The sequence below is a fragment of the Chloroflexota bacterium genome (genome assembly GCA_026389585.1).
In the GTDB taxonomy this organism is placed as follows: domain Bacteria; phylum Chloroflexota; class Dehalococcoidia; order UBA2247; family RBG-13-53-26; genus JAPLHP01.
This window is the reverse complement of sequence record JAPLHP010000062.1, coordinates 1-3,591: the sequence shown is the minus strand read 5'-3', so window position 1 is coordinate 3,591 and position 3,591 is coordinate 1. Positions and strand designations below refer to the sequence as shown.

Genomic DNA, 3,591 nt, shown 5'->3' with positions numbered 1-3,591 from the left:
TCTCTCTTTGGCACTCATCGTGATCAGTCCTCCTTCCAATGAGGCACCTCCTTATCAGGATTGCCTCTGTTTTACTCCCTTTTGCGAAAGAGGACATTTCTATCGAGTTATTAAGAGGACATTATCATAGAGTTACAACATCCAAAGTGAAGTCGGTTGACTTTGAGCACTTCCATGCGCTACTATTCATCTCAATCAGGTGAATTCCACATTTTGTGAAAACCTGGTGGCTGATGCAATCTGCTTTGCCATTGGTCAGTTTTAGGGTCGTCAGACGGTAGTCAAGAGTTTCTGTGGTAAATATACTACTCTGCCCCGCGTATTCCCCTCTAGGTACCCGATTCGAAAGTTGTCAGAAAGCAAATCCTGGCTTTCCTTCGCAAAAATTCTCTGTCAATAAGGAGTCTTAGATAGATGGGTTTTCTGGACGACATCAGCAATAAAAACGAAATCCTGCGTTGGGTGGTGCCCATCGGGATAGGCGTAGCTGTCATGGTGCTCACCCTTCTACTGAGGAGGACTATCTACTGGAGGCTTCATAAGTGGGCAGCGAAAACAGAGACGAAGTGGGATGACGTTTTAATCCACTCGACCCGTATAGCCTCTATGCTGTGGTGCTTCTTCCTGGGCATTTACACGGCAGTGGAGGTTGCTGCTGTGCCGGCATCCTGGGAAGGACACCTTGATGATATTGTACCTATTCTGTTCGTGGTCATGGGTATCTACACTGGTGTAGTCATAACGCGGGTGTTCATAGAGTGGTACATTGTCGAAGTGGCCGAAAAGACCGCCAGTCCCCTGGATGACATGATAATGGGCGCACTAAAGTGGATAGTTCCGTTGATCGCCATTTTCTTAGGGCTGGTTCTGGTTCTGGATATGCTCGATATCGAAAGCCTTGAGACCAAAGTGCTGCCGCCTGTGAAAAACTGGCTGAGGCACCCCGGCCCTCAGATTGCGCTCCTGGGAGGTGGTGGCCTTGCGCTGGTCCTTCTAGCAACGGCGGCGATTCCCAAGGTCATCAGGGAAGCAGTCACCAGATCACGAAGTGATCAGAGTGACGAAGAGGTCAACAAGAGAGCGGACACTCTGTCCGGTGTGCTGGTGGCTTCACTTCAAGCTGTTATTATTGCGGTTGTCCTCTTTATGATGCTCAGCGAAATAGGTCTTAACATATCACCCATCATCGCTGGCGTAGGTGTAATTGGCATTGCTATTGGCTTTGGGGCGCAGAGTCTGGTGAAAGACCTCATTGCTGGGCTGTTCATCATCATGGAGAACCAGTACCGAAAGGGCGATGTGGTTAAGATCGCCGATACGTCGGGTCTTGTAGAAGATATCAATCTGAGAAGGACATTGCTGAGAGACATGGACGGGGTTGTGCACTCAGTGCCCAATGGCGAGATCAGGGTGGCCAGCAACTACACCAAAGAGTGGTCCAGAGTAAATATGAATATCAGCGTGTCCTACGATACGGACTTAAAACGGGCCATGGAAGTGATCAACAGGGTGGGGAAGGAACTGGCTGAGGATCCTGATTGGATGGGGGCGATCTTGACACCACCCCGTGCTCTCCGGGTGGATAACCTGGGAGACTCGGGAATCGACATCAAGATAATGGGAGAGACCAAGCCTATGCGTCAGTGGGATGTCATGGGAGAGTTACGCCTGAGGCTGAAGAAGGCCTTCGATGTGGAAGGCATAGATATTCCCTACCCGCATACGAAGGTTTATTTCGGCAATGCCCCAGTGCCTTTCCGGCCACAGGGGGAGCCGTGATATGTCAGAAGCCCATGGAGTCGATCGCTGACAGTTTTTCATTTCCGATGATTTTAGGGGGTGTTTGTGGAACTGCTTAAAAAGACGAAGTCCATTTGCCCGGAGGATCTAAGGGTTCTGGATGCTGAGTTGTGGGAGGTCGATGGTCAGGTACTGATGAGAAAGAGTTGCCCTGACCATGGGAGTTTCGAGGATATCTACTGGAGTGATTATGACGAGTATGTAAGAGCCGAGAAGTTCAGGGATGATGGGAAGGGATTCCTCGTAGCCAGAGAATCAAAGCTTGGTTGTCCGCTTGACTGTGGGGTATGCCAGAAACACAGAACGCACACCACCCTGTTGATCATAGATCTGACCAACAGATGCAATCTGAGGTGTCCCATATGTTTTGCTGCTGCCCATGCGGTGGATTATGTCTACGAACCGACCATGGAGCAGATAAGGACAATCATAGAATACGCTCAGGAGGTAAACCGCCCCAATATTGTTCAGGGGATTCAGAATAGCGGTGGAGAGCCTACGGTAAGGGATGACTTGCTGGACATAATTAAGATGGAGAGAGAGCTTGGTATTGACTACATCGTGCTGGCTACAAATGGAATAAGGCTGGCGGAGGACATCGAATATTTCAAGAAGTTGCGCGACCTGGAGGTCTATACATATCTGCAATTTGATGGTGTCACCCCTGAGCCATACAAGAAGGCGAGAGGGCGCGACCTCTGGCCGCTGAAGCAGAAGGTTATTGAGAACGCCAGGAAGATAGGCTATGACAGGATTGCCCTGGTTCCTACTGTGGTCAAAGGGATTAATGACCAGCAGGTTGGCGATATTATCAGATATGCGGCGCAGAATTCTGACGTGGTGAGGCATATTGTCTTCCAGCCTGTCAGTTTTACGGGGAGGATAGACCGGAGCAAGCTCAAGGAGATGAGGATAACCACTCCAGACGTCATGCGGCTTTGTGAAGAACAGACCAACGGTGAAATCAAGAAAGGAGACTTCTTTTCGCTGCCTATGAGCGAGACCTTGGCCAAGATGGTGACCAAGGGTGGCCGGCATAGAGAATTCTGCGTTCATCCCCACTGCGGTGTAATAAGCCTTGTGGCTCATGAGAAGAACAAACTGGTCCCTATATCACGTTTCATCAATAATGAGAAGCTGTATGCCAGGATGCGGCGGGCCTTTGAGTTGAAGAAATCCAGGCCGCGAGTAATGTGGGATCTGGTGACCGGCTTCATCATGTATGTAAGTCCCAGTTTTTGGATCAGGCTTCTTCCTATTCTATTCACGAAGAGTTACAAGTCTGGCCGCGTACTGGTGGATGATTGGATGCGGAACAAATGGATGACGATAGGCATCATGCAGTTTATGGACCCATACAACTTTGATCTGGATAGAGTTCAGGGCTGCTGCCTTCACTATGGGGTTCCTGACAAGGACTCAAAGGCCAGACTGATACCCTTCTGTGCCATGAATAATATACACCGGCGGTCTATAGAAAGGCAGTTTTCGGTGAGTACAAAGGTCAAGCACAGCGAGGATATGGCAGACCAGCAGATTGGCGCCAGTCCCAAGGAGCCGATCAGTACTGTATAGATGCCAGCCTCTAACCCATCCTGGCAGGCGGTCTTTTGGTGCGGAAACGAAGATGAAAAGCCTACCACACAAGCTCCCGTGTCAACTCATTTAAGAAGGTAACCCAACGGTGGCCTGTTGAATCATGAAAGATGTCACCATACGGGGGTCCAGCTTTCTGTGGGTATCAACTCCTGATGTCCGGTTTTTGGTTTCGTAGGCTTGGAGGAGGCTGTT

The 3,591-nt window shown here is 49.8% G+C and carries 2 protein-coding genes; both read left to right on the top strand.

Translation table 11 applies throughout. From position 1 onward, the window contains the following. The first annotated feature begins 414 nt into the window (after positions 1-414). Complete coding sequence (locus NTZ04_05015; GenBank protein MCX5991671.1) at positions 415-1,779, top strand: mechanosensitive ion channel family protein; 1,365 nt, start codon at positions 415-417, stop codon at positions 1,777-1,779. Positions 1,780-1,845: 66 nt separating this feature from the next. After that, complete coding sequence (locus NTZ04_05010) at positions 1,846-3,375, top strand: radical SAM protein (GenBank protein ID MCX5991670.1); 1,530 nt, start codon at positions 1,846-1,848, stop codon at positions 3,373-3,375. Positions 3,376-3,591: the final 216 nt, after the last annotated feature.